The organism is Streptomyces sp. NPDC008317, from assembly GCF_042955955.1.
Taxonomy (GTDB): domain Bacteria; phylum Actinomycetota; class Actinomycetes; order Streptomycetales; family Streptomycetaceae; genus Actinacidiphila.
In genome coordinates this window covers 221,504-246,427 of sequence record NZ_JBIBFQ010000002.1, presented here as the reverse complement: position 1 = coordinate 246,427, position 24,924 = coordinate 221,504, and the positions used below count along the sequence as shown (strand labels likewise).

The 24,924-nt window shown below is 72.2% G+C and carries 26 protein-coding genes; 17 read left to right on the top strand and 9 right to left on the bottom strand.

Annotated elements, in window-relative coordinates:
- Positions 1-44 precede the first annotated feature (44 nt).
- Entirely contained in the window at positions 45-1,151 is a 1,107-nt protein-coding gene (locus ACFY9V_RS06175) for a mechanosensitive ion channel domain-containing protein (protein WP_391044271.1), read from the bottom strand.
- Positions 1,152-1,193: 42 nt separating this feature from the next.
- Between ACFY9V_RS06175 and ACFY9V_RS06170 the strand changes: the two genes are divergently transcribed.
- On the top strand, positions 1,194-1,847 hold the full coding sequence (locus ACFY9V_RS06170) for a dienelactone hydrolase family protein (protein ID WP_355334701.1): 654 nt from the start codon (positions 1,194-1,196) through the stop codon (positions 1,845-1,847).
- Positions 1,848-1,943: 96 nt separating this feature from the next.
- On the opposite strand, the gene ACFY9V_RS06165 is transcribed toward ACFY9V_RS06170, so the two are convergent.
- Both ACFY9V_RS06165 and ACFY9V_RS06160 read right to left on the bottom strand, forming a co-directional pair.
- Complete coding sequence (locus tag ACFY9V_RS06165) at positions 1,944-2,726, bottom strand: thioredoxin domain-containing protein (RefSeq protein WP_355334086.1); 783 nt, start codon at positions 2,724-2,726, stop codon at positions 1,944-1,946.
- Between the two features lie 55 nt (positions 2,727-2,781).
- A complete protein-coding gene (locus tag ACFY9V_RS06160; protein ID WP_391159752.1) occupies positions 2,782-3,477 on the bottom strand; it encodes a hypothetical protein in 696 nt (231 codons plus the stop codon).
- Positions 3,478-3,700: 223 nt separating this feature from the next.
- On the opposite strand from ACFY9V_RS06160, the gene dnaE reads away from it, so the two are divergent.
- Positions 3,701-7,255: a DNA polymerase III subunit alpha gene (dnaE, locus tag ACFY9V_RS06155; RefSeq protein WP_355334082.1), complete on the top strand. Its 3,555-nt coding sequence runs from the start codon at positions 3,701-3,703 to the stop codon at positions 7,253-7,255.
- Between the two features lie 164 nt (positions 7,256-7,419).
- Here dnaE and ACFY9V_RS06150 read toward each other — a convergent pair whose 3' ends face one another.
- On the bottom strand, positions 7,420-7,596 hold the full coding sequence (locus ACFY9V_RS06150; RefSeq protein WP_355334079.1) for a hypothetical protein: 177 nt from the start codon (positions 7,594-7,596) through the stop codon (positions 7,420-7,422).
- A 226-nt stretch (positions 7,597-7,822) separates the two neighbouring features.
- Between ACFY9V_RS06150 and ACFY9V_RS06145 the strand changes: the two genes are divergently transcribed.
- The 4 genes from ACFY9V_RS06145 (at position 7,823) to ACFY9V_RS06130 (ending at position 11,927) form a co-directional block, all read left to right on the top strand.
- Complete coding sequence (locus ACFY9V_RS06145; RefSeq protein ID WP_391043988.1) at positions 7,823-9,073, top strand: NYN domain-containing protein; 1,251 nt, start codon at positions 7,823-7,825, stop codon at positions 9,071-9,073.
- 107 nt (positions 9,074-9,180) lie between these two features.
- Positions 9,181-10,263 (top strand): ATP-binding cassette domain-containing protein, encoded by a 1,083-nt coding sequence (locus ACFY9V_RS06140; protein WP_391159751.1) that lies wholly within the window; start codon positions 9,181-9,183, stop codon positions 10,261-10,263.
- A 157-nt stretch (positions 10,264-10,420) separates the two neighbouring features.
- Positions 10,421-11,242, top strand: a complete 822-nt coding sequence (locus ACFY9V_RS06135; protein WP_355334070.1) for an ABC transporter permease — start codon at positions 10,421-10,423, stop codon at positions 11,240-11,242.
- Positions 11,243-11,276: 34 nt separating this feature from the next.
- Positions 11,277-11,927, top strand: coding sequence for a hypothetical protein (locus ACFY9V_RS06130; RefSeq protein WP_355334067.1), 651 nt, complete (start codon positions 11,277-11,279; stop codon positions 11,925-11,927).
- Positions 11,928-11,963: 36 nt separating this feature from the next.
- Here the strand turns inward: ACFY9V_RS06130 and ybaK are convergent, their stop codons facing one another.
- The 3 genes from ybaK to ACFY9V_RS06115 form a co-directional block, all read right to left on the bottom strand.
- The gene (gene ybaK / locus ACFY9V_RS06125; RefSeq protein ID WP_391159748.1) at positions 11,964-12,485 is read right to left on the bottom strand and encodes a Cys-tRNA(Pro) deacylase; all 522 of its coding nucleotides are present in this window, start codon (positions 12,483-12,485) and stop codon (positions 11,964-11,966) included.
- A 20-nt stretch (positions 12,486-12,505) separates the two neighbouring features.
- Positions 12,506-13,264, bottom strand: a complete 759-nt coding sequence (locus ACFY9V_RS06120) for an LON peptidase substrate-binding domain-containing protein (protein ID WP_355334061.1) — start codon at positions 13,262-13,264, stop codon at positions 12,506-12,508.
- A 237-nt stretch (positions 13,265-13,501) separates the two neighbouring features.
- The gene (locus ACFY9V_RS06115) at positions 13,502-15,007 is read right to left on the bottom strand and encodes an oxidoreductase (protein ID WP_391044274.1); all 1,506 of its coding nucleotides are present in this window, start codon (positions 15,005-15,007) and stop codon (positions 13,502-13,504) included.
- A 186-nt stretch (positions 15,008-15,193) separates the two neighbouring features.
- Between ACFY9V_RS06115 and hisD the strand changes: the two genes are divergently transcribed.
- The 8 genes from hisD (at position 15,194) to hisF (ending at position 21,039) form a co-directional block, all read left to right on the top strand.
- Positions 15,194-16,507 carry a histidinol dehydrogenase gene (gene hisD, locus ACFY9V_RS06110; protein ID WP_391043996.1) on the top strand — a complete coding sequence of 438 codons (1,314 nt, stop codon included), beginning with the start codon at positions 15,194-15,196 and terminating at the stop codon, positions 16,505-16,507.
- Positions 16,492-17,649 (top strand): histidinol-phosphate transaminase, encoded by a 1,158-nt coding sequence (locus ACFY9V_RS06105; protein WP_355334055.1) that lies wholly within the window; start codon positions 16,492-16,494, stop codon positions 17,647-17,649. The genes hisD and ACFY9V_RS06105 overlap by 16 nt, the downstream gene beginning before the upstream one ends.
- A complete protein-coding gene (hisB, locus tag ACFY9V_RS06100; RefSeq protein WP_355334053.1) occupies positions 17,646-18,239 on the top strand; it encodes an imidazoleglycerol-phosphate dehydratase HisB in 594 nt (197 codons plus the stop codon). The genes ACFY9V_RS06105 and hisB overlap by 4 nt, the downstream gene beginning before the upstream one ends.
- Positions 18,236-18,388, top strand: a complete 153-nt coding sequence (locus ACFY9V_RS06095; protein WP_188280531.1) for a hypothetical protein — start codon at positions 18,236-18,238, stop codon at positions 18,386-18,388. The genes hisB and ACFY9V_RS06095 overlap by 4 nt, the downstream gene beginning before the upstream one ends.
- Positions 18,389-18,402: 14 nt before the next feature.
- Positions 18,403-19,050 (top strand): imidazole glycerol phosphate synthase subunit HisH, encoded by a 648-nt coding sequence (gene hisH / locus ACFY9V_RS06090; RefSeq protein WP_355334049.1) that lies wholly within the window; start codon positions 18,403-18,405, stop codon positions 19,048-19,050.
- Between the two features lie 110 nt (positions 19,051-19,160).
- Positions 19,161-19,886 (top strand): bifunctional 1-(5-phosphoribosyl)-5-((5-phosphoribosylamino)methylideneamino)imidazole-4-carboxamide isomerase/phosphoribosylanthranilate isomerase PriA, encoded by a 726-nt coding sequence (gene priA / locus ACFY9V_RS06085; protein WP_391044004.1) that lies wholly within the window; start codon positions 19,161-19,163, stop codon positions 19,884-19,886.
- Positions 19,883-20,287 carry a Rid family hydrolase gene (locus ACFY9V_RS06080; protein WP_355334043.1) on the top strand — a complete coding sequence of 135 codons (405 nt, stop codon included), beginning with the start codon at positions 19,883-19,885 and terminating at the stop codon, positions 20,285-20,287. Before priA ends, ACFY9V_RS06080 begins: the two co-directional genes overlap by 4 nt.
- The gene (gene hisF, locus ACFY9V_RS06075) at positions 20,284-21,039 is read left to right on the top strand and encodes an imidazole glycerol phosphate synthase subunit HisF (protein ID WP_355334040.1); all 756 of its coding nucleotides are present in this window, start codon (positions 20,284-20,286) and stop codon (positions 21,037-21,039) included. Before ACFY9V_RS06080 ends, hisF begins: the two co-directional genes overlap by 4 nt.
- A gap of 57 nt (positions 21,040-21,096) precedes the next feature.
- Here hisF and ACFY9V_RS06070 read toward each other — a convergent pair whose 3' ends face one another.
- On the bottom strand, positions 21,097-21,699 hold the full coding sequence (locus ACFY9V_RS06070) for a class I SAM-dependent methyltransferase (protein WP_391159744.1): 603 nt from the start codon (positions 21,697-21,699) through the stop codon (positions 21,097-21,099).
- Positions 21,700-21,808: 109 nt separating this feature from the next.
- On the opposite strand from ACFY9V_RS06070, the gene ACFY9V_RS06065 reads away from it, so the two are divergent.
- The 3 genes from ACFY9V_RS06065 to ACFY9V_RS06055 all read left to right on the top strand — a co-directional run bounded on the left by ACFY9V_RS06065 (position 21,809) and on the right by ACFY9V_RS06055 (position 24,351).
- A complete protein-coding gene (locus ACFY9V_RS06065; RefSeq protein ID WP_391044010.1) occupies positions 21,809-22,417 on the top strand; it encodes a helix-turn-helix domain-containing protein in 609 nt (202 codons plus the stop codon).
- 61 nt (positions 22,418-22,478) lie between these two features.
- Positions 22,479-23,804, top strand: coding sequence for an MFS transporter (locus ACFY9V_RS06060; protein ID WP_391159742.1), 1,326 nt, complete (start codon positions 22,479-22,481; stop codon positions 23,802-23,804).
- A 52-nt stretch (positions 23,805-23,856) separates the two neighbouring features.
- Positions 23,857-24,351 (top strand): FBP domain-containing protein, encoded by a 495-nt coding sequence (locus ACFY9V_RS06055; RefSeq protein ID WP_391159740.1) that lies wholly within the window; start codon positions 23,857-23,859, stop codon positions 24,349-24,351.
- Positions 24,352-24,384: 33 nt separating this feature from the next.
- Here ACFY9V_RS06055 and ACFY9V_RS06050 read toward each other — a convergent pair whose 3' ends face one another.
- Positions 24,385-24,780 carry a hypothetical protein gene (locus ACFY9V_RS06050; RefSeq protein ID WP_391159738.1) on the bottom strand — a complete coding sequence of 132 codons (396 nt, stop codon included), beginning with the start codon at positions 24,778-24,780 and terminating at the stop codon, positions 24,385-24,387.
- Between the last annotated feature and the right edge of the window lie 144 nt (positions 24,781-24,924).

The following is a 24,924-nucleotide window of genomic DNA, read 5'->3' as shown; positions in this document are numbered from 1 at the left end:
TAACGCCCCGCAGCGTGAGGGCTCCTTGGGGGCGTAAGAGCCTCTTACCTGGTGCCCGGTCCCGGGCCCAGGTCGCCCGATTCCGGCGCCGGGGCCGCCTCCCGGCCCGGGTCCTGCTCCTGGCCGGGCGCGGGCGCGGTGCTGAGCCGGGGCAGCGCGTACGGGTGCTCGCAGCGCAGCCAGTCGATCAGCTGCTCGCGGACGATGCAGCGCAGGTTGAAGATGTCGTCCGAGTCCTTCGCGGTGGCCAGCGCCCTGACCTGGATCGTGGTCGGGGTGGAGTCGATCACGACGAGCCCCCACGCCCTGCGGTCCCACTCCGCGCAGCTCTCCAGGATCTCCAGCAGCCGCTTGCGCATCAGCGCCACCGGCGCCGAGTGGTCCAGGTGCAGCAGGACGGTGCCGGTCATCCGCGGGTCGCCGCGCGACCAGTTCTCGAACGGATTGCTGGTGAAGTACGACACCGGCATCGTGATCCGCCGCTCGTCCCAGGTGCGCACGCTCAGGAAGGTGAGGGTGATCTCCTCGACCACACCCCACTGGCCCTCCACGACCACGGTGTCGCCGATCCGCACCATGTCGCCGAAGGCGATCTGGAGACCGGCGAAGAGATTCGCGAGCGTGGACTGGGCGGCCACACCGGCGACGATGCCGATGATGCCCGCGGAGGCCAGCACCGACGCCCCGACCGTCCGCATCGCGGGGAAGGTGAAGAGCATCGACGCGACGACGATGACCGTCACGATCGCGGTGAACACCCGCTGGATCAGCGTGAGCTGGGTGCGCAGGCGGCGGATCTTGGGCACGTCGTGGCTGACCGCGACATAGCGCGCGTACGAGGAGTCGATGACCGCGGCGGCGACCCGTACCACCAGCCAGCCGGACGCGGCGATCAGCACCAGCACGAGGAACTGGCCGACGGCCTCCGCGTGGTCCTTCGACAGATGGGCGGACCGGTAGCCGCCGCGCAGTATGGCGGTGCAGATCACCACCTGGAGGGGTATGCCGCAGCGGCGCAGCAGATGCCACAGCGGGGTCTCCGGGTGCCGGCCGTCCACCTTGCGCAGGGAGCGGTCGACGGTCCACCCCACGACCAGCGAGACCCCGACCGCCACACAGACGACGAGGACCGGGCGCAGCGCGCTGTCCATCACCATCCCGCGTCCACCTCGGCTTTCTTGTAGGAAACCCGGATCATCGGGTCTTCGTATCGCGGCGCTCCGCCCAAGGAGGGTAGCTGGCACCATGGTCGCGTACCGAACCCGAACAAAGGCAGCACTGTGACGATCGTCCTGTTCCACTCCGTCTACGGACCGCGTCCCGCCGTGCACGCCGCCGCCGACCGGCTGCGGGCGGCCGGGCACGAGGTCGTCGTGCCCGATCTGTACGACGGCCGGGTCGTGGACACCGTCGAGGCGGGACGGGCGATCCGCGAGGAGATCGGCAACGAGGAGCTGCTGCGCCGGGCGGTCCTCGCGGCGGCGCCGTACTCGGAGCGGGAGCTGGTCTACGCGGGCTTCTCGCTGGGCGGGGCCCTCGCGCAGACCGTGGCGCTCGGCGACGAGAAGGCGCGCGGGCTGCTGCTCCTGCATGGCACCTCGGACATCGCCGACGACGCGGCCACCGACATCCCCGTACAGCTCCATGTCGCCGACCCCGACCCCTTCGAGCCGGAGGACTGGCTGAACTCCTGGTACCTGGGGATGCGCAAGGCCGGCGCCGACGTCGAGGTGCACCGCTACCGGGGCGCCGGCCACCTCTACACCGACCCCGACCTGCCGGACCACGACGCCGAGGCCGCCGAGAAGACCTGGGCGGTCGCGTTGGACTTCCTGGCCGGGCTGTAGGACCGCGGGGCCGCAGGAGACCGGGCCGCGCGAAACGGCGGGAGCCGGTCCCGTACGCGTACGGGACCGGCTCCCGCCGTTCGGAGCGGTGTGCCGCTACTTCAGGGCCGCCGTGATCTGGTCCATCACGCCGTCGGCGGTCAGCGCCTTGCCGTTGAGCCTGATGGTCGGCGTGGACTTGATGCCCGCCGCGTTGAACGCGTCGGAGGAGTCCAGCGCCCACTTGTCGTAGGTGCCCTCCTTGACCGCGGTCTGGAACGCGGCGTTGTCCTTGAGCGCCGGGACCAACTGCGCCAGCTTGATCATGTTCGCGTCGTCCGCGAACAGGTCGGGGCCGGACTCCTCCGGGTGGTGGTCCTTGGAGTAGAGCAGCGTGTGGTACGCCTCGAAGGCGTCCAGGCTCACGTTGGCCGCCGCGCCGACCGCGCTCAGCGCGTTCTTGGAGCCGGTGCCGCCGAGGTTGCCGTCCAGGAACGTGCCGAAGTGGTACGTGATCTTGTACTTGCCGTCCTTGGCGCCCTTGAGGACGTCCGCGCCCGAGGTCTGCTCGAACTGCGCGCACGCCGGGCAGCGCAGGTCCTCGAACAGGTCGAGGTTGTTCTTGTTCTTCGGGTCGCCGACCACGATGGTCGAGCCGTTGGTGCCCGAGGTGTTCGCGGGCTTGACCAGCTTGTCCTTCTTGGCCGACTCCCAGTAGCTGGGCTTGTTCGCCGCGTTGACCGCGACGGCGACACCGCCCGCGATGGCCAGCACCGCGACGACGCCGACGCCGACGAATATCTGGCGGCGGACCTTCGCCCGCTTCGCCTCGCGCTCGCGCTCCGCGCGCAGCCGCTCGCGGGCGGCCTGCTTGCTGGCCTTGCTGTTCCTGCTGCTCATGGGGGATCTCCGTGATGACGCGTGGTGGTATGAGAGGAAAGTGCCGGTACGACGGTCAGACTGCGACCGCGACGGGCGGACCACGGCGTACGACGGAGTGCAGCAGCGGGCGCACGGCGAGCGGGCCCGCCGAGGCGCGGGCGGCCGGGCGGAACCGGCGCGGCGGCACCGCGAGCCCGGTGCGGGCGGCCACGGCCAGCAGCAGCGGCCGGAAGGCGGCGGCGGCCATCACGCGCAGCACCCGGTGCAGCGCGGCCTCACCGCGCCGCAGCCACCAGGACGCGACCAGGCCGACGGTCACATGGACGGCCAGCAGCAGCCACGGCAGCGCGGTGGACGGCATCTGCGCCGCGGCGGCGCCGCCCGGCACCGCGGACAGCCCCTGGCCGCCGACCTGGCCGCCGTTGCACAGGAACGTCTCGTGGAACGACCACCACGAACCGGTCACCGGGCCGCCCGCGGGCCCGTAACAGGCCTGCTGGCCCGCGGTGAAGACGGTGTCGACGGCCAGTTCCAGCGGGACCATCAGGCCCGCGATCGGCCAGAAGCCGCGCTCGTGCCGGCCGCCGAGCAGATACGCCAGCGCGAAGACACCGCCGAACGCGCCGCCGACCACGGTCAGCGGCAGCGGGGTGTGCGACATCAGCACATGGGAGGTGGAGGAGAGGGTGACGCACAGCGCGGCGAAAAGGGCAGCGCGCAGCGCCCTCAGCCTCGGCCGTATGTCCTCCATGGCGACAGAGTGTGCCATGCGCGAGCGTATGTGTGACCTAAAGGCGGGTAACGGATGGGACTACAGAGGGCGGCCGGCACGCGGCGGACTCCTCCGGCGGACCGGCGCGGGTGGCGGTACGGGTGGCGGTACGGGGAGCCGCGCCGCGTTGTCGGACCCGAGTCGTAGACTCGCAGCGCCGCCAGAATCAGCCAGCGACGCACCAGCAGTCCGCCCCCTCTCGCCGGAGGTATCGCCGCCCGTGACCGACCAGCCCTTCACCCATCTCCATGTCCACACCCAGTACTCGCTGCTGGACGGAGCGGCGAGATTGAAGGACATGTTCAAGGCGTGCAACGAGATGGGGATGAGCCATGTGGCCATCACCGACCACGGCAATCTGCACGGGGCGTACGACTTCTTCCACCAGGCCAAGGACGCCGGTGTCACGCCGGTGATGGGCATCGAGGCGTATCTCGCGCCCGAGTCGCGGCGGTACAACAAGCCCGTCAAGTGGGGCGCGCCGCACCAGAAGCGGGACGACATCTCGGGTGCGGGCGCGTACACCCACATGACCATCTGGGCGCGCAACGCCGTCGGGCTGCACAATCTCTTCCGCGCCCAGTCGCGGGCGGCCTTCGAGGGCTACTTCCGCAAGCCCCGGATGGACCGCGAACTGCTCAGCGAGTACGCCGAGGGCCTGATGGGCACCACGGGCTGCCCCTCCGGCGAGATCTCCACCCGCATCCGGCTCGGGCAGATGGACGAGGCGATCAAGGCCGCCGGCGAGTACCAGGACATCTTCGGCAAAGAGAACTTCTTCGTCGAGATCATGGACCACGACATCGACATCGACCGCCGGGCCCGCGCGGGCCTGGAGGAGATCGCCAAGAAGATCGACGCGCCCTTCGTCGTCACCAACGACTCGCACTACACGTACGCCAACGAGTCCTCGGCGCACGACACCCTGCTGTGCATCCAGACCGGCTCGAACATGTCGGACCCCGACCGGTTCAAGTTCGACGGCAGCGGTTACTACCTGAAGTCCGCCGCCGAGATGTACGCGATCGACTCCTCGGACGCGTGGCAGGAGGGCTGCCGCAACAGCCAGCTCCTGATCGCGAACCGGATCGAGACCGAGGGCATGTTCGAGACGAAGAACCTGATGCCCAGGTTCGACGTCCCCGAGGGCTACACCGAAGTGACCTGGTTCCGCGAGGAAGTGGCCCGCGGCATGGCCCGGCGCTTCCCCGCCGGCATCCCCGAGGACCGGCAGAAGCTCGCCGACTACGAGATGGACACCATCGTCCAGATGGGGTTCCCGGGCTACTTCCTCGTCGTCGCCGACTTCATCATGTGGGCGAAGAACAACGGCATCGCGGTCGGCCCCGGGCGTGGTTCCGCGGCCGGTTCGATCGTCGCCTACGCCATGGGCATCACCGACCTCGACCCGGTCCCGCACGGCCTGATCTTCGAGCGCTTCCTCAACCCCGAGCGCGTGTCCATGCCCGATGTCGACATCGACTTCGACGAGCGTCGGCGCGGCGAGGTCATCCGCTACGTGACCGAGAAGTACGGCTCCGACAAGGTCGCGCAGATCGCCACCTACGGCACCATCAAGGCCAAGGCCGCGATCAAGGACTCGGCCCGCGTGCTCGGTTACCCCTTCTCCATGGGCGACCGGATCACCAAGGCCATGCCCGCCGACGTCCTCGGCAAGGGCATCCCGCTCTCCGGCATCACCGACAAGGACCACCCGCGCTACAGCGAGGCGGGCGAGGTCCGGGCGATGTACGAGAACGAGCCGGACGTCACCAAGGTGATCAACTCGGCCAAGGGCATCGAGGGCCTGGTCCGGCAGATGGGCGTGCACGCGGCGGGCGTGATCATGTCCGCCGAGCCGCTGATCGACCACGTGCCGATCTTCTCGCCGAAGAACGACGGCGCGGTCGTCACGCAGTGGGACTACCCGAGCTGTGAGTCGCTCGGCCTGCTGAAGATGGACTTCCTCGGCCTGCGCAACCTGACGATCATGGATGACGCGGTCAAGTCGATCAAGGCCAACAAGGGCATCGACATCGACCTGCTGTCCCTGCCGCTGGACGACCCCAACACGTACGCGCTGCTCGGGCGCGGCGACACCCTGGGCGTCTTCCAGTTCGACGGCGGCCCCATGCGCGCCCTGCTGCGCATGATGAAGCCCGACAACTTCGAGGACATCTCCGCCGTCTCGGCCCTGTACCGGCCGGGCCCGATGGGCATGAATTCGCACATCAACTACGCGCTGCGCAAGAACAAGCAGCAGGAGATCACCCCGATCCACAAGGAACTGGAAGAGCCGCTCCGCGAAGTCCTCGACATCACCTACGGCCTGATCGTCTATCAGGAGCAGGTGCAGAAGGCCGCCCAGGTGCTGGCCGGTTACTCGCTCGGCCAGGCCGACCTGCTGCGCCGCGCGATGGGCAAGAAGAAGAAGGAAGTCCTCGACAAGGAGTTCATCCCCTTCCAGGCGGGCATGCGCGAGCGCGGCTACTCCGACCAGGCCATCCAGGCGGTCTGGGACGTGCTGGTGCCGTTCGCCGGATACGCCTTCAACAAGGCGCACTCGGCCGCGTACGGCCTCGTCTCCTACTGGACCGCGTATCTCAAGGCCAACTACCCGGCCGAGTACATGGCGGGCCTGCTGACCTCGGTCAAGGACGACAAGGACAAGATGGCGCTCTATCTCAACGAGTGCCGCCGGATGGGCATCAAGGTGCTGCCGCCGGACGTCAACGAGTCCAACGCCAACTTCACACCGCGCGGCGACGACACGATCGTCTTCGGCCTCACCGCCGTGCGCAACGTCGGGACGAACGTGGTGGAGTCGGTGGTCCGCAGCCGCAAGGCCAAGGGGCGGTACGCGACCTTCCCGGACTTCCTCGACAAGGTCGAGGTGGTGGCGTGCAACAAGCGGACCGTCGAATCGCTGATCAAGGCCGGGGCGTTCGACACGATGAAGCACACCAGGCGCGGTCTGACCGAGCACTTCGAGACGATGATCGACAACGTGGTGCAGGTCAAACGCAAGGAGGCCGAGGGCCAGTTCGACCTGTTCGGCGGCGCGGGGGAGGAGGGCGACGACACCCCGGCCTTCGGGATGGACGTGGTCTTCTCCGACATCGAGTGGGACAAGACGTATCTGCTCGCGCAGGAACGGGAGATGCTCGGCCTCTACGTCTCCGACCATCCGCTCTTCGGCATCGAGCACATCCTCAACGACAAGACGGACGCCGCGATCGCCGCGCTGGCCGGTGACTACTCCGACGGTGCGATCGTCACCATCGGCGGCATCATCTCCGGGCTCCAGCGGAAGATGACCAAGCAGGGCAACGCGTGGGCGATCGCCACCGTCGAGGACCTGGCGGGCTCCGTCGACTGCATGTTCTTCCCCGCCACCTACCAACTGGTCTCGACCCAACTCGTCGAGGACGCCGTGGTCTTCGTCAAGGGGCGGCTCGACAAGCGGGAGGACATCCCCCGGCTGGTGGCGATGGAGCTGATGGTCCCCGACCTGTCGGACGTGGGCACCAACGCGCCGGTGATGATCTCCATCCCGACGGTCAAGGTGACCCCGCCGCTGGTGGCCAGACTCGGCGAAGTGCTCTCCAGCCACAAGGGCAACACCGAGGTACGGGTGAAGCTCCAGGGCGCGCGGACGACCACGGTGCTGCGGCTCGACCGGCACCGGGTGACCGCGGACCCCTCGCTCTTCGGCGACCTCAAGGCCCTGTTGGGCCCCGCGTGCCTGGGCGCCGCGCAGCAGCAGGCGGGCTGATCACCGGCGCGGCGGGCGGGTCGACCGCCGGGGCGGGGGGCGCGTTGACCGCCGGGCCGGGGGCGGGTTGACCGCCGGGGCGCGGGCCGCACGAGCCCGGCGCGCGTGATGTGAGTGCGGGGGCACCCCTGGTGGAGGGGTGCCCCCGCGACCACGCGGTGGGACTAGTTGTGGCCGAACTTCTGCTTGTTCTGCTTGTGCGAGAAGTCCTGCGCGGGCGCCATCTCCGGCTGGTTCTCGTCCATCGGGCGCTGCGTGCGCTCCCGCTCCTCGGTGGCGGCGGCGCCGCGCTGCTGGTTCTGGTTCTCGCGCTGACGGTTCTGGTTCTTGTTCTTAGCCACGATCGTCTCTCCTAGTGGGGGATGTCGGCCGTTGGCCTGGTGGCCCATCGGCCGCCATCAGATTTGCATGGGAGTACGAAGCGCGCATTTCGGGCAGTTGACGGAGTGGGGCGGCCGGAAAAGTGACCACCGCCACGCCGATGATCGGGTTCGAGGTCATAACCCCCGAGCATTCGGGCAGACTCGGGGGAAATCCGTGCCGGGGGGCGACCGGAAGAGGTGCAACATGGACCGCTGCGTCGTCCTGGTGGACGCAGGCTACCTACTGGGTGCTGCGGCGAGTCTGTTGGCGGGTGAACCCTCCCGGTCCCGGATCACCGTTGATCATGCCGCCGTCGTCGCTGGCCTGCGCGAACGTGCCGAGTTGGAGACCGGCCAGCCACTGCTGCGGATCTACTGGTTCGACGGCGCACCCGACCGGGTTCCGCAACCGGAACACCGTCGGCTGCGGGTGATGCCCCGAGTGACCGTACGACTGGGCGCACTCACCCGGACGGACGGCCGGTGGGCGCAGAAGGGCGTGGACGCCGCCATGCACGCCGAGCTGTCGGAGCTGGCCCGCAACCGCGCGTGCTCCGACGTCGTCCTGGTGACCGGTGACGGCGATCTGCTGCCCGGCATGATGTCCGCCAAGGAGCACGGCGTCGCCGTCCACCTGTGGGCCGTCCAGGCCGCCGACGGGGACTACAACCAGTCGGAAGACCTGGTCGCGGAGGCCGACGAGCGGCGCGTGCTGGACCGCCAGTGGATCACCGCGGCGATCAGGGCCCGCGAGATCCCCGGCGTCTGTCCGCCGCCCGGCCCGCGCCCGGAGATCGCCGCGATCCTCTCCGCGCCGCTGCCCGAGTCGGCCTCGGGCGGCGAGCGGCTGGCGCCCCCGGAGGAGCGGCCGGGCAAGAACGGCACCGCGCCGGAACCGGCGGCGGCCGAGAGCACACCGCCGGGCAAGGTTGCCCCTCCGGAGCCCGCCGGTCCCACCGTGCCCACCCCGAAGGATCTCGCCGATCTGGGCCGCAGCCACGCCGCCCCCGCGCCGCCGCCGGCCCAGCCGGCCCCCAGCGCCACCCTGCGCTGGTCGTCGGACAAGGGCTGGACCGACCGCGGCGCGGGCGCCGACCTGCCCGACACCAGCGGCCTGCCCACCCTCGCCCAGCTCACCTCCGCCGAGCAGCGCTGGGCGGACCGCGAGGCCGACATCACGGCGGTCAGCGGCGACCCTTTCGAGGTCGGCCAGGTCTTCGCCCGCCGCTGGATCGCCCGCCTCACCGACACCTCCCAGCTCCAGCAGCTCTCCACCCACTACCCCCGCGTCCCGCACCGCATAGACGGTGAGCTGCTGCGATACGCCGCCCGCTTCGGCCTGCTCGCCCACAAGGACGACCAGATCGACGAGCACGACCGGTACGCGATCAGGGCCGGATTCTGGCGCGAGGTCGACGCCCACGCGGTCGCCGAGCACGCACCCGCGGGGGAGTGAGCGGCCGGGCCCGCGCCCTCCCGCGCCTCGGTCGGGTCCGAGGGGAAAGCGGGTGAACCGGGCCCCCTTGCGCCGGATGCCGCGTGCGGCGCGTACTCTCGATCCTCGTGAGTACGGGCACGGAGGAGACGGCGCCCCCAGCGGTCGCCACAGCCCGCGACACGGTGTGCACCGTGCGCGGTCTGGTCAGAACGTACCCGGCCGGTTCCGCGGCCAGGGGCCGAGGGCTGCGCCGCCGCCGTACCGCCGCCGACCAGGCACCCGAGACCGCCGCGGTGCCCAGGCCCGGTGTCGTACGCGCCAACGACGGCATCGACCTCGACGTCGGCAGGGGCGAACTCTTCGGCATCCTCGGCCCCAACGGCGCGGGCAAGACCACCCTGGTCCGCCAGCTCACCGGCCTGCTGCGGCCCGACGCCGGATCGATCGACCTGCTCGGCCACGACCTCGTACGCCACCCGGACCGGGCCTCCCGGCTGGTGGGCTACCTCGGCCAGGAGTCGTCCGCGCTGGACGAGCTGACCGTCGCGCTCGCCGCCGAGACCACCGGACGGCTGCGCGGCCTGGACGCGCGCGCCGCCCGCGCCGAACGCGACGCCGTCCTGGACGAACTCGAACTCGGCCCGATCGCGGGACGCCCCATCAAGCGCCTCTCCGGCGGCCAGCGGCGGCTGGCCTGCTTCGCCGCCGTCCTGGTCGGCCAGCGGCCCGTCCTGGTCCTCGACGAGCCCACCACCGGCATGGACCCGGTCGCCCGGCGCGCGGTGTGGGCCGCGGTCGGCCGCCGCAGGACCGAGCACGGCGCGACGGTGCTGCTGGTCACCCACAACGTCATCGAGGCGGAGAACGTCCTGGACCGGGTCGCCGTGCTCGACCACGGCAAGGTCATCGCCTGCGACACCCCCACGGGCCTGCGGTCGCTGGTCGCCGACGAGGTCAGGCTCGACCTCGTGTGGCGCGACGAGCCGCCGATGTCGCTGCCCGCCATCGCCGCCCTGCACCCGCTCGCCGACATCTCGGGCCGCCGCTGGACGCTGCGGCTGCCCCAGGAGCGGGCCCGCGCCGCCGTCGCCGAGGTCACCGGGGGACCGGCCTTCGCCGCCCTGGACGACTTCACCCTGGCGATGCCCAGCCTGGAGGACGTCTACCTCGCGCTCGGCGGCAGGGGAGAGGGCCTGGTGAAGTCATGAGACGGCTCCCCCCGCGGTCCGCGCCGCCCCGGCCGGCGGTCGCGCCGTACGCACCCGCCCTCCGGCCGTACGCACCCGCCCCCAGGCGGTGCGACCCCGTGCTTTCGCCGTACGACACGGCCCCGCCGTGTTCCGCACCGACGCGTGGAGCCTGCGTATGAGCGTGCTCACCCCAACCGTTCCCGCGCCCCGGGGCGTCGCCGCGCAGCAGTCCGGCGCCGCGCCGCTCGCGCCGCGGGCCCGGCTGTGGCCCGCCTTCGGCGCGGTCTACCGCGCGCAGCTCTCGCGGGCCCGGGTGGCCCGGATACCGCTGCTGTTCGTCGCCACCTTCCAGTCCGTCGGGATCATGGTGATGATGCGCGGAGTGGTCGACGGCGGGGACGGGGAGGCGGCGCGCTCGGTCGTCGCGGGCTCCAGCGTCCTGGTGGTCGCCTTCGTCGCGCTCAATCTGCTCGCGCAGTACTTCGGACAGCTCAGGGCGTCCGGCGGACTCGACCACTACGCCACGCTGCCGGTGCCGCCGGCCGCCGTCGTCCTCGGCGCGGCGGGCGCGTACGCGTCCTTCACCGTGCCCGGCACCCTCGTGACCGCCGTGACCGGCTGCGTCCTGTTCCATCTGCCGCTGGCCAATCTGTGGATTCTCGCCGTCGTGATCCCGCTGGCCGGGGCCGCGCTCTCCGGCCTCGGCGCGGCCCTCGGGCTGCTCGCGCCGCGGCAGGAGATCGCCACGCTCTTCGGCCAGTTGGGCATGTCGGCGGCGCTGCTGCTCGGCGTGCTGCCCGCCTCGCACATGCCCGCGCCGATCTCCTGGGCGCGCGATCTGCTGCCCTCCACGTACGGCGTCGAGGCGTTCGCCCGCACCTTCGGCGGGCATCCGCACTGGGCCGCGGTCGTCGGCGACCTGTCCGTGTGCGCGGCCGTCGGCGTCGGCTCGCTGGCCGTCGCCACCTGGGCCTACCGCAGGGCGGCCTGCCGATGAAGCGACGGACAGGCAGACCTGGCACGATGGGCGGGTGACCGCACCCCTGACGCCGCATGACCAGCCGCCGCCGTTCCCGCCGTACCCGGGCGCAGGCCCCGGTGGAGGCGACGGCAAGGGGGACCGGCCCTCACCGGTCGCCGAGTTGGGCCGCGCCGCGCTCGTCGCGGTCGCCGTCACGGTGTGCGGGGTGTTCCTCGGGCTGCTGTGGGCGTGGCTGTCACCGCGCGTCCCGCTGATCTCGGACGGCAAGTACATCTACCTCAAGGACACCGAGGGCGAAGAGGCGATCGGCGGCGACGGCACCTTCGTGCTGATCGCGCTGTGCCTGGGCGCGCTGACCGCCCTCGGCGTCTTCCTCTGGTACCGCCGCGGCGGCGTCGCCGTGGTCCTCGGCCTCGCCGTCGGCGGCGTCCTCGCCTCCCTCGTCGGCTGGCGGCTGGGCATCGCCCTCGGACCGACCGTCCACATTAAGGCACACGCCAAGGAGGTCGGCCCGAACGTCGTCTTCGACGGGCCGCTGAAGCTGCGCGCCAAGAGCGCGCTGGTCGCCTGGTCGGCGGCGGCGATGCTGGTGCACCTGGGCCTGACCTCGCTCTTCGGGCCGCGCGACCCGCAGCCGGTGTACGTGGCGCCGCAGCCGTGGGGCGCGCCGCCGCCTCCGCCGCCGCCCCCGGCGCAGTGACGCTCTCCCGCTCAAGGCGAGGTCGAGACGTCCCGGTCAGATACGGGAGATCCGGGCCGTCACCGCTGAGGTGAGCGTCACCAGGTCGGCGGGGGACAGCTCCAGCTCCAGGCCGCGCTTGCCCGCGGAGACGAAGACCGTGGGGAAGCCGAGCGCCGAGGCGTCCAGGGCCGTGGGCAGGCGCTTGCGCTGGCCCAGCGGGGAGATCCCGCCGAGCACGTAACCGGTGCTGCGCTCGGCGTCGGCCGGCGCCGCCATCGTGGCGCGCTTGCCGCCGACCGCCGCGGCCAGCGCCTTGAGGTCGAGCGAGCCCGCGACCGGGACGACCGCCACGGTCAAAGCGCCGTCCACCTCCGCGACCAGCGTCTTGAAGACCCGGCCCCGGACCTCGTCGGGGGGCACCCCGAGCGCCGCGCCCAGCGCCGCCGCGGCCTCGGCGCCGTAGGAGAGTTCGGAGGCCGGGTCGTGCGCGTAGCCGTGCACGGTGAACGGCAGGCCCGCCTTCTCCAGGGCGACCGTGGCCGGGGTGCCTCCGGCCGTACGCGCCTTCTTCGCCATCGCCGACCCCCTGATACGCGCTAGTTGGCGCTGATCGCCTGGTGGGTGAGTTCCACCGCGGGCAGTGACGGCAGCTTGTCGATCACCGCGCTCTCGCGGCGCAGCAGCCGCAGTTCGGCCGTCAGTCGGGCGGCGGTGTCCGCCGCCTCCAGCAGCTCCTGCTTCACCGAGGTCTCCACGACCACCGCCGCCGCGACGAGATACGACAGCACCGTGGCGTCGTCGGGGAACTCCTGCCCCGGCGCGAGCGTGCGCTCGCGCGCCCCGGCCAGCCGCTTCTGATACGTGCCGAACACCCGTGAGACCTCGGAGGCCAGCGCTCCCGCGCCCGCGCCGGGCTCGTCCGGCAGCTCCTCGTACTCGGCCGTCAGATACGGCCCGCTCGCGTCCACCGACAGCAGCTTGAACCGGATCAGACCCGTGGCCACCAGTTCGTACCCGCCGTCGTCGCGCTCCGCGATGCCCGCCGCGTCCGCGATGCACCCGTAGCCGTACAGCGCCGCCTCCGGGTCCTCGCCGAGACCGGCGGCCGGACCGGTGTCCCCGCCGTCCTGGCCCGTCGGAGCGACCTCCTGGCCGTTCTTGATCGCCACCACGCCGAAACGCCGCGGCGCGTTCTCGGGCAGCGCCAGCAGATCGCCCACGAGCGCGCGGTACCGCTCCTCGAAGACGTTCAGCGGCAGCACCAGGCCGGGAAAGAGCGCCGTACTGAGCGGGAAGAGCGGAAGACGATCGGTCACAGTGAGCAAGGGTACGGGCAGTACGCCCGCCTTAGGCATCCGCTGCGCCCCTCGGTGCCGCGGCGGGCCCCGAAACGCCGCCGATCGGTTGAGCGGGGGTGACGCACCTCATGGCGGCCGCCCGGCTCTCCCGCACACGGCGCCCGCCCGGCCCTGACTGCTGTCGTCCGGCCGTGCGGCCCGCCCGGACCTGACGGCTGTCGTCCGGCCGTGCGGCCCGCCCGGCCCTGACGGCTGTCGTCCGGCTCGACCGCGGCCGAGGGCAGCCGCCCGTGCTCAACCGCGGCTGAGCATGCGGGAGGCGCCCGCGGCGACCGTGGTGGCGAGGGTCCAGCCGAGCAGGGTGAGCAGGGAGGCCACCCACTGGCTGACGCCGACCTCCCGCCACGCGTTGTCCTGGCCGAGGTCGATCACCGGCAGGAGCAGGTCAAGGGCGTAGAGCGCGGGGCTCCAATGCGGCCGGTAGTCGTTCCCCGCCGGGGGCGGCGTCCTGTGGAGGGCGAAGTACAGCGCGCCCAGCGCCCACAGCACCGCCATCCACACCGCCGCCCGGCCGGGCCGGTAGCCGTATCCGACCGTCACGTCCTGGAGCCACCCCCACGCCCGCCCGGCCGGCGGCAGCGACTCGCGGCGGCGGCGCTGCTTGGCCAGCAGCACCTCGCGGGCGTGCGCGTCCTCGCCGCCCGCCCGCAGCGCGGCGGCCAGCCGCTCGTACGGGCCGGGACTGTATTCCGGCGTCGCCGCGTTCAGCCACGCGACGCGCTCGCGCAGCGGGAAGGCGGTGCGCGGGGTCAGCGCCTCGTAGGAGAAGTCCGTCAGATCGACCTGCCCCGGCCCCGGCCAGCTCTGCGGCGCGTCGGTCAGCCGCCCCACCCGCGCGCCCGCCAACGACACCGTCCCGCTGGGCGGCGTCCCCAAGGTGATCCGCAACTCGGGCGTCTGCAACCGCCGTAGCGAGAGCTGCTGCCCTTCCCCCAGCCGGAACCGCGCCCGGTCGATCACCACGGCGTTGCCCACCCTGGCGTCGTCCAGCCGCACCCCGCCCTCCGCGCTGAACTCCCTGCGGGCCGTGCCGGACGGCTCGCCGCCGCCCGCGGGGTCCGTCCCGCCGGGAGCCGCGGTCGTGTCGGGCGAGCGGTTCGCGGGCCAACTGGTGGTGAGGTAGACGGTGTGCTCGACCGTCGTGCGGGCGGCGTTGAGCGCGTCGCGGCCGTACGGATTGCGCAGGGTGGCCCCGCGCAGGTTGAGACGGCCGCCGACGCGGGCGCTGCGGAGGCTGAACTCGCCGCGCAGGTCGAGGAGTTCGGCGTCCAGGTCCTGGCCGACGGTGAGACCGTCGGCGGCGATGGCGCGGCCGTGGCGGTCGCGGCGGACGGTGAGCTGGTTGAGCAGCAGGTCGGTGCCGATCTGGGCGTCGGTCAGGCGGATGCCGCCGGTCACGACGCACTGCGGCAGATGCAGGTCACCGGTGATCTGGAGCCGGGCGGCCTCCAGCCGCGGGAGGTGGCAGCGCACCAGCCGGACACTGCCCGCCCGGCACTCCGGCAGCAGCACCTGGTCCTCGAAGCGGCAGTCGTCGAACTGCACGTAGGGGGCGACGGTGCCGCCCGCCAGCGACAGACGGCCGGTGATCCGCAGGCCCGCCAGTTTGAGCGCCGCCACCCGCCCCGGCTCCGGCGGCGGCCCGTCCAGCAGCAGCTGCGCGACGGCGTCGGCCCGTACCGCGGGCGTCCCCCCGGCCCCCGCCCCGAAGGCCGCACCGAGCCGGAAGGCCCGCCACATCCCCTGCTCCACAGCCGTCCAGTCGCCCGGCGGCCCCTCACCACGACGCTCGCTCACCCTTCCCCCTCCCACGACCCGCCGCCACGCTAGGGCATGCCCGCGACAGCGGCGGGCCCGTCCCGGGCGGCGTATCACGGAGTGGAACCGCGGAACGTCCCCCATGCCCGGGTCTCTACACTTGGCAGGGTGATCTCCCGAATCGATCTGCGCGGTGCCGCCTTCCCCGAGGGCGGGATCGACCGCGACCTGCTGCCCCGAGCCGAGTTCGACGTGGAGGCGGCGCTGAACACCGTGCGGCCGATCTGCGAGGACGTGCGCCATCGCGGCACGGCGGCGGTCATCGAGTACGGAGAGCGGTTCGACGGCGTCAGGGTCGACCGGCTGCGGGTGCCCGAGCGGGCGCTGAGCGACGCGCTGGCCGCGCTCGACCCGGCCGTGCGCGCCGCGCTGGAGGAGTCGATCCGCCGCGCCCGCCTGGTCCACCGCGAACAGCGCCGCCAGGACGTCACCACACGGGTCGTGCCCGGCGGGACCGTCACCGAGAAGTGGCTGCCCGTCCAGCGCGTGGGCCTCTACGTGCCCGGCGGCCTCGCCGTCTACCCGTCGTCCGTCGTGATGAACGTCGTGCCCGCGCAGGAGGCCGGGGTCGAGGGCATCGCGGTGGCCTCCCCGCCGCAGAAGGACTTCGGCGGCTCCCCGCACCCCACCATTCTCGCCGCCTGCGCCCTGCTCGGCGTGACCGAGGTGTACGCCACCGGCGGCGCGCAGGCCGTCGCGATGTTCGCGTACGGCACCGACGAGTGCCGCCCGGTCAACCTCGTCACCGGCCCCGGCAACATCTACGTGGCCGCCGCCAAGCGCCTGCTCAAGGGCCGGATCGGCATCGACGCCGAGGCCGGGCCCACCGAGATCGCGATCCTCGCCGACGCCGCCGCCGACCCCGGCTACGTCGCCGCCGACCTGATCAGCCAGGCCGAGCACGACCCGCTCGCCGCCGCCGTCCTGGTCACCACCTCGCCCGAGCTGGCCGACGCGGTCGACAAGGAGCTGGAGGCCCAGGTCGAGGCCACCCGGCACACCCAGCGGATCACCGCCTCGCTCACCGGCCGCCAGTCGGCGACCGTGCTGGTCGACACCCTCGACCAGGGCCTGGAGGTGGTGGACGCCTACGCCGCCGAGCACCTGGAGATCCAGACCGAGGACGCCGCCGCCGTCGCGGCCCGCGTGCGCAACGCGGGCGCGATCTTCGTCGGCCCGCACGCCCCCGTCTCGCTCGGCGACTACTGCGCGGGCTCCAACCACGTCCTGCCCACCGGCGGCTGCGCCTGCCACTCCTCGGGCCTGTCCGTGCAGTCCTTCCTGCGCGGCATCCACGTCGTGGACTACACGCGCGACGCGCTCGCCGAGGTCGCCCACCACGTGGTGACGCTCGCCGAGGCCGAGGACCTGCCCGCACACGGCGCCGCGGTCAAGGCCCGCTTCGGATGGGACCTCCCGTGACCGGCATCGACGACCTGCCCATCCGCGACGAACTGCGCGGCCAGTCCCCGTACGGCGCGCCCCAGCTCGACGTGCCGGTGCGGCTGAACACCAACGAGAACCCGTATCCGCTGCCCGACGCGCTGGTCGCCCGGATCGCCGAGCGGGTCACCGAGGCCGCCCGGCAGCTCAACCGCTACCCGGACCGGGACGCCGTCGAGCTGCGCACCGAGCTGGCCGCGTATCTGTCCAGGACCGCGGGCCACCGCGTGGGCAGCGACCAGGTGTGGGCGGCCAACGGCTCCAACGAGGTCATCCAGCAGCTCCTTCAGACCTTCGGCGGCCCCGGCAGGACCGCGATCGGCTTCGAGCCGTCGTACTCGATGCACGCGCTGATCTCGCGCGGCACCGGCACCGGCTGGATCTCCGGGCCGCGCGACGCGGAGTTCCGGATCGACGTGGACGCGGCGGTCCGCGAGATCCACCGCCGCCGCCCCGACGTGGTGTTCGTCTGCTCGCCCAACAATCCGACCGGTACGGCCGTGGACGCCGCGACCGTACTGGCGCTGTACGAGGCCGCGCAGGCCGCCAAGCCGTCGATGGTGGTGGTGGACGAGGCGTACGGCGAGTTCTCGCACCGCCCGTCGCTGCTGCCGCTGATCGAGGGCCGCCCGCACCTGGTGCTGACCCGCACCATGTCCAAGGCGTTCGGCGCCGCCGGGCTGCGGCTCGGCTATCTGGCAGCCGACCCCGCCGTGGTGGACGCGGTACAGCTCGTCCGGCTGCCGTACCACCTGTCCTCGGTCACCCAGGCGACCGCGCTGGCCGCCCTGGAGCACACCGACACACTGCTCGGCTACGTCCAGCAGCTCAAGGACGAACGGGACCGGCTCGTCGCCGAGTTGACGGCGATCGGCTGCGCGGTCACCGAGTCCGACGCCAACTTCGTGCAGTTCGGCCGCTTCGCCGACAGCCACGCCGCCTGGCAGGCGATCCTCGACCACGGGGTCCTCGTCCGGGACAACGGCGTCCCCGGCTGGCTGCGGGTCTCCGCGGGCACCCCGGCGGAGAACGACGCGTTCCTCGACGCCGTCAGGACCGTGGTCAAGGAACACAGCGACCAGCAGCACATCAGGCACCACCGTACGGAGGAGTCCGCATGACCCGCGTGGGCCGCGTGGAGCGCAGCACCAAGGAGACGTCCGTCGTCGTCGAGATCGACCTGGACGGTACGGGACAGGTGGCCGTCTCCACCGGTGTGGGCTTCTACGACCACATGCTCGACCAGCTCGGCAGGCACGGCCTGTTCGACCTGTCGGTGAAGACCGAGGGCGACCTGCACATCGACACGCACCACACGATCGAGGACACCGCGCTCGCGCTCGGTGCCGCGTTCAAGCAGGCGCTCGGCGACAAGGTCGGCATCTACCGCTTCGGCAACTGCACGGTCCCGCTGGACGAATCCCTCGCCCAGGTGACCGTGGACCTGTCGGGCCGCCCCTACCTGGTGCACACCGAGCCGGAGAACATGGCGCCGATGATCGGCTCCTACGACACCACGATGACCCGGCACATCCTGGAGTCCTTCGTCGCCCAGGCGCAGATCGCGCTGCACGTCCACGTGCCGTACGGGCGCAACGCGCACCACATCGTGGAGTGCCAGTTCAAGGCGCTCGCCCGGGCGCTGCGCTACGCCAGCGAGCGCGACCCGCGCGCCGCCGGAATCCTGCCGTCGACCAAGGGCGCGCTATGAACACGTACTCGACCCTCTTCATCCTGCTCGGGCTCTTCCTCGCCGGAGGCGTCTACTCCTTCTGGCAGCAGAAGCAGTCCAAGAGCATGATCGCGGTCCTGGCCATCGGCTCCGTGATGGCGCTGGCGGCCGGGCTGCTCCAGCTCTAGCGGGAGGAGCCGACATGACTGGACTGAGGCACAAGAGCGTGGTCGTCCTCGACTACGGCTTCGGCAACGTCCGTTCGGCCGAGCGGGCGCTCGCGCGCGCCGGGGCCGAGGTGGAGATCACCGCCGACTTCGGCCGGGCGATGAACGCCGACGGGCTGCTGGTGCCCGGCGTCGGCGCCTTCGCCGCCTGCATGGCGGGCCTGAAGGGCGTACGCGGCGACTGGATCGTCGGCCGCAGGCTGGCCGGCGGACGGCCGGTCATGGGCATCTGCGTCGGCATGCAGATCCTCTTCGCCCGCGGCATCGAGCACGGCGTGGAGACCGAAGGGCTCGACGAGTGGCCCGGCACGGTCGAGCCGCTGAAGGCGCCCGTCGTCCCGCACATGGGCTGGAACACCGTACGGCCGCCCGCCGACTCACGGCAGTTCGCGGGCCTGGACACCGACGCCCGCTTCTACTTCGTGCACTCCTACGCGGTGCGCGAGTGGGAATTCGACACGCACAACGCGGCGATCCGCGCGCCGAAGGTCACCTGGGCCACGCACGGCGAGCCGTTCGTGGCCGCGGTGGAGAACGGCGCGCTGTGGGCCACCCAGTTCCACCCGGAGAAATCCGGCGACGCGGGCGCCCAGTTGCTCACCAACTGGCTGGACACCCTCTAACGCGGTCTCACGCGTCAACCGCTCGACCCGTTAGACCCTCTCACTCGCCGCCCCGCCCCCTTCCACCGTCCGCTTTCACCTCCTCCCTTCTACGACGTAGGACGCACCCGATGAACAGGCTCGAACTCCTCCCCGCCGTCGACGTCCGGGACGGTCAGGCCGTACGCCTCGTGCACGGCGAGTCCGGATCCGAGACGTCCTACGGCGACCCGCACGCCGCCGCGCTGGCCTGGCAGGCGGCGGGCGCGGAGTGGCTGCACCTGGTGGACCTCGACGCGGCCTTCGGCACCGGCGACAACCGGGCGCAGATCGCCGAGGTGGCCCGTTCGATGGACATCAAGGTCGAGCTGTCCGGCGGCATCCGCGACGACGACACGCTCGCCGCCGCGCTCGCCACCGGCTGCACCCGCGTCAACCTCGGCACGGCCGCGCTGGAGACCCCGGAGTGGGTCGCCAAGGTCATCGCCGAGCACGGCGACCGGATCGCGGTCGGCCTCGACGTGCGCGGCACCACGCTGCGCGGCCGGGGCTGGACCCGCGACGGCGGCGACCTCTACGAGACGCTGGCCCGGCTGGACTCCGAGGGCTGCGCGCGGTACGTCGTCACCGACATCGCCAAGGACGGTACGCTCCAGGGCCCCAACCTGGAACTGCTCGCCGGGGTCTGCGCCGCCACCGACCGGCCGGTCGTCGCGTCCGGCGGCGTCTCGTCCCTCGACGACCTGCGCGCCATCGCGACTCTCGTGCCGCGGGGTGTCGAAGGCGCGATTGTCGGAAAGGCGCTCTACGCCAAGGCGTTCACCTTGGAAGAAGCCCTGGAGGCGGTATCACGATGACGGAGACCCCCGCAGTACGGCGCGACCAGTCCGAAAGCCCGCTGGAGGAGACCATCGGTTTCGCCCGCGCCGTCGCGGCGGGGGACCTGGTCCTGGTGTCCGGCACGATGCCCCTCGTCGACGGCGAGGTGCGCGGCGAGGGCAGCCCGTACGAACAGGCCCTGCTCGCCTTCGGGAACGCGCTGGCGGCGATCGAGCCCTTCGGCCTCGGGCCCGACAGCGTGATCCGCACCCGCATGTACATGAGCCACGCCAGGGACGCCGACGACGTCGGGCGTGCCCACCGGGAGCTGTTCGGGGCCGTGCGGCCCGCCGCCACCATGGTCGTGGTGGCCGGTTTCATGGACTCCCGCGTCCTGGTCGAGGTGGAGATCGAAGCCTACCGAGGAGCCGGCAGATGACCCTCGCGGTCCGTGTCATCCCCTGCCTCGACGTGGACAACGGCCGCGTCGTGAAGGGCGTCAACTTCCGGAATCTGCGGGACGCGGGCGACCCGGTGGAGATGGCCAAGCTCTACGACGCCGAGGGCGCCGACGAGTTGACCTTCCTGGACATCACCGCCTCCTCCGGCGACCGGGAGACCACGTACGACGTCGTCCGCCGTACGGCCGAGCAGGTCTTCATCCCGCTCACCGTGGGCGGCGGTGTGCGGACGGTCACGGACGTGGACCTGCTGCTGCGCGCGGGCGCCGACAAGGTGGGCGTCAACACGGCGGCCATCGCCAGGCCCGAGCTGATCCGGGAGATCGCCGAGCGGTTCGGCCGGCAGGTGCTGGTGCTGTCGGTGGACGCGCGGCGCACCCCCTCGGGTTCCTTCGAGGTCACCACGCACGGCGGGCGGCGCGGCACCGGCATCGACGCGGTGGAGTGGGCGCAGCGCGCGGCCGAGCTGGGCGCGGGCGAGATCCTGCTCAACTCGATGGACGCGGACGGCACCAAGGACGGCTACGACACGGAGATGATCGCGGCCGTCCGCAAGCTGGTGACGGTCCCGGTGATCGCCTCCGGCGGCGCGGGCCGCCTCGCCGACTTCGCGCCCGCGGTGGCGGCGGGCGCCGACGCCGTACTGGCCGCGTCCGTCTTCCACTTCGGCGACCTGCGGATCGGCGAGGTCAAGACGGCGCTGCGGGAGGCCGGGCACCCGGTGCGCTGAGCACGGGGTTTCCGTCGGCCGCCGCTCTCCATGTGCGGCGGCTCCGTTTTCAGCGGCTCAGTCCTGGCGGCGGGTGCAGACCAGCGCCGCGAGGTCCGGCGCGAGCGGTATCTCCACCGAGCGCAGCGCCGGGTGCTCCAGCCAGTGCAGCCTGGCCAAATCGGGGCTGCCCTCGTGCAGCGGCGGCCACCGGTCGGCGGGCGTGAAGTCGTCCACGACGAGGACGCCGCCGGGCCGCAGCAGCTCCACGGGATCGGCCGCCTCGTCCCCCTTCCCCTGGCCGCCGCCGTCCAGGACCAGCAGGTCGAAGGGGCCGTGCGCGGCGATGTCCTTCCAGTCGCCGCATTCGACGGTGACCTGCGGCGCGAGGTCCGAGAACAGCCAGGCGGCCGTTTCCGCGCGCCCCGGATCGCGCTCGACGCTCACCGCGGTGGCGTCGTCCCGCATGCCCGTGACCAACCAGCCGAGCCCCACTCCGAGTCCGGTACCGGTCTCGCCGATACGGGTGGCGCCCGCGGCGAGCGCGCGCAGCAGGCGGCCCTGCTCGGGGCGGCAGGAGTGGGGGAAGCCGAGCTGCTGTGCGGTGCGGGCGGCGCGTTCGACCAGCGGGGGCAGGTCGCCGGGGCCGCGGAGGTGCGCGCGGGTGCCGTCGAGTGACATGCCCGACATCCTGCCGGGGGCGCCCGGTCCACGGCCGGTGAACAGATGAGAAAGAGAAGTTGCGCAAATCAGATTGCGCAACTTTTCTTTCCTATCTAGGCTGGTGGTCGTGCCAGAAAAAGACGACGCCCCCCGGCCCCAGGCTCAGCGCATCACCGACCTCGACGCACTGAAGGTCTTCACCCACCCGTTGCGCATCCAGCTCTACCGCCACCTGGTCACCTCGGGTGCCGCCACCGCCTCCCACCTGGCCGACCAGGTGGACGAGGCGGTGTCCCTGGTCAGCTACCACCTGCGCAAGCTCGCCGCCCACGGCTTCATCGTCGAGGCCCCCGAGAAGAGCACCGACGGTCGCGAGCGCTGGTGGAAGGTCTCCGCCGAGCGCGGATTCTCCTTCCGCAGCGGGGACTTCACGGACCGGCCCGAGGGCGCCGCCGTCGTCAACGAGGTCACCAGGCAGCTCCTGGCCAGCCGCTACGAGCGGTACGAGCGCTACCTGGCCCAGCAGGCCGCCTGGGCGGGGGAGTGGACCGACGCCTCCTTCAGCTCCGAGTACATGCCGCGGCTCAGCGCCGCCGAACTCCACGAGATGGACGAGGAGATCACCGCGCTCATGCGCCGCTGGATCGACCGCGGCAAGGCGGCGGTCGAGGCGGGCGACACCGAGGGCCGGGAGCTGGTGGCCGTGCAGATGTACGGATTCCCGTTCCGGGAGTGACCGCGGAAGGCCCCTGAGACCGCGCCCGACCCGACGTCGAGACCAGAGGAGGGCCGCCACCATGACGGCGACCGCGATACCCGCAACACCGCACGGCAGGCCCGCGCACAAGGACGGGAACGTGCTGCGCTGGCTGATCGCGTACACCGCGTCCATGCTCGGCGACTGCGTCTACTTCCTCGCCCTCGGCTTCGCCGCCGCCAAGGTGGCGCCGCCGACGCAGGTGGGCCTGGTGATGGCGGTCGGCGCGGTGCCGCGCGCGGTGCTGATGCTCGGCGGGGGAGTGATCGCCGACCGGTTCGGGCCGCGCAAGGTGGTGATCGGCGGCGACGCGGTGCGCTGCGCGCTGATCCTCGGCGCCGCGGCGACGCTGGCGCTCTCCTCGCCGGGCCTGTGGCTGCTGGTCGTCGTCTCGCTGCTCTTCGGCGTCGTGGACGCGCTGTTCATGCCGGCCGTCGGCGCGCTGCCGCCGCGGATCGTCGCCGCCGACCAGCTCACCCGCTTGCAGGGCATGCGGTCCCTCACCATCCGCTTCGGCACCATCGTCGGACCGCCGGTCGGCGGCCTCGCGATGGGGCTCGGCGGCGCCACGGCCGCCTTCGCCCTGGCGGGCGCGCTCTTCGCGGTCTCCGTACCGCTGCTGATCGCCACCCGCATGAGCCCGCTGCCCGAAGCGCCCGCCGGGAGCGACGGGCCCGAGGAGGGCGCGAGCGCCTGGCGGGATCTGCTCGACGGACTGCGGTACGTCCGCCGCCACCGGCTCGTCGGCCCGCTGGTCCTGTCCGCCGCCATCTGCGAACTGGGCCTGGTCGGCCCGTTGAACGTCGGCATGATCCTGCTCGCCCAGCACCGCGGCTGGGGCTCGTCCGGCTACGGCTGGATCATCGCGGGCTTCGGCGCGGGCGCCGGGTGCGGCGCGCTGCTGCTGACCGTACGGGGCCGTCTGCCGCGGGCCGGGGCCGTCCAGATCGGCGCCCTGTTCGCGGGCGCCGCGGGCGTCGGCCTGATCGGCGTGGCGCCCTCGCCGGCCCTCGCGGTCGCCGTCGCCGCGCTGAGCGGCCTGTTCTGCGGCATCTGCGGCAGCCTCGCGTACGCCCTCATCCAGTCGGCGGCCGACCCCGGCTACCTCGGCCGCGTCACCTCGGTGATGAGCCTCAGCAGCTTCGGCCTCGCCCCCCTGGCCTACCCCCTCTTCGGCGCCGCCGTCGCCGCCTGGGGCCCGGCCCCCGTCTTCCTCACCAGCGCCGTCCTCACCATGACCGGAGGCGTCGTCGGCCTCGCCACCCCCGCGATCCGCACCGCGGAACTTCCCCGCGGGAAGCGGTCGCCGCGCCCGGCGGCGGACGTGACGGCTGCCGCCGAGCCGGTGGCCGCGGGCCGGGACTGACGCCGAGAAAATGCTGTGACGTGCACGGGGGCCTCCTGTTAGCTTCGCGCTCATGGACCCGCTCGGTGATGCAGAGATTCGCGGCTCGTTCGTCAATTGCTCCAAGGGGGAGGCGAAGCGGATCAGCCTGCCCAGGGATCTGGGCGACCTGCCGTGGAGCGACCTGGACTTCCTGGGCTGGCGCGACCCCGGCGCCCGCGACCGCGCCTATCTGGTGCGGCCCGGCGACGAGCCCGTGGGCATCGTCCTGCGGATCGCCCCCGGCGCCCGGCGCAATCTGATGCGCAGCAGCCTCTGCTCCCTCTGCCTCACCGGCCACTCCGGCGGCGGCGTCGACCTCCTGGCGGCCCCGCTCGCGGGCGCCGCCGGCCGCCAGGGCAACACCGTCGCCCTCTACATGTGCGCCGACCTCGCCTGCTCCCTCTACGTCCGCGGCAAGAAGAGCTCCGCCCTGGTCAAGCGGCTCGAGGAGACCCTCACCCTCGACGAACAGATCGCCCGCACCCTCCGCAACCTCGACGGCTTCCTCGCCAAGGTCGTCGCCTAGCCGGACGAACGGCGGTGCGCCGGAGAAGCCGGGTCACGCGGTCGGCGTGAGGACGAGCCGGCGGCCCGGCCCGACGGGAGCCGTCCAGGCACGCTCGACCTCGGAAAGGGATACGGCGTCGGCCGCGACGGAGAAGACCCCGGCCGTGAGTTGAGCGACCAGCGAAGGAAGTTCGGCGACGATGCCCGCGGTGGTGACGGAGCCCTGGCCACTGCCCATGACGCGGAGGTTGGCGGCGCGCAGGACGAAGGACGGCAGGGTGATGTCGGGTCCGGCCGTGGAGCCGATCTGGATCCAGTCGAGGATGGCGGCACGGTCGGTGCGGCGGGTGAGCAGCGCGGGAAGGGCCCGCTCGGTCGGCGCGCCCCAGGTGTAGTGGATGACCGACAGGCCCAGTTCGGCCGCGACCTTCCCCAGCGCGTTCTGCACTCGCGGCCGGCCTCGCCGACGAGCAGCGCGCCGCCCTGTCCGTGCTGGCGAGCGCTGTGGTGTCCGGCAACAGCGCGCTGTGAGAAGCCCGGGGCCGACGGGGCCGAGGGGCTGTCGCCCGCCGGGGCGGCGGACGCGCTGCCG